The organism is Streptomyces sp. 7N604, from assembly GCF_052245475.1.
Classification (GTDB): domain Bacteria; phylum Actinomycetota; class Actinomycetes; order Streptomycetales; family Streptomycetaceae; genus Streptomyces.
This window is the reverse complement of sequence record NZ_JBQQBX010000109.1, coordinates 1-554: the sequence shown is the minus strand read 5'-3', so window position 1 is coordinate 554 and position 554 is coordinate 1. Positions and strand designations below refer to the sequence as shown.

1 protein-coding gene is annotated in these 554 nt (G+C 72.0%); it reads left to right on the top strand.

Annotated elements, in window-relative coordinates; translation table 11 throughout:
* Positions 1 to 554 (top strand): AMP-binding enzyme (locus ACTWP8_RS38225; RefSeq protein ID WP_443326649.1); only part of this gene is annotated, 554 nt, incomplete at both ends.

Below are 554 nucleotides of genomic sequence, written 5' to 3'. Positions count from 1 at the left end.
GCCGGCCGATCACCAACACCCAGGCTTTCGTACTCGACGAGCACCTGCGCCCCGTCCCCGAGGGCGTGGCAGGTGAGCTGTACGTCGCGGGCCCCGGCCTCGCCCGCGGCTATCTCGGCCGCCCGGGGCTGACGGCGGAACGTTTCGTGGCGTGCCCGTTCACGGGCGGGCGGATGTACCGGACCGGGGACCTCGCGAAGTGGACCGCCGACGGCGAGCTGGTCTTCGGCGGCCGTGCCGATGAGCAGGTGAAGGTCCGCGGCTTCCGTGTCGAACCCGGCGAGATCGAGGCCGTCCTCGCCGGCCACCAGAACGTCGGTCAAGTCGCCGTCGTCGTACGGGAGGACCGCCCCGGCGACAAGCGGCTCGTCGCCTACGTCGTCCCCGAAGGCGATGCGGAACCGGCCGCGTTGCGCGATTACGTCGCCGAGCGGCTGCCGGACTACATGGTCCCCGCCGCCGTGATGACCCTCGACGCCCTCCCCATCACGGTGAACGGAAAGCTCGACCGCTCCGCCCTCCCCGCCCCCGACTTCACCGAGGCCGCAGAGGGT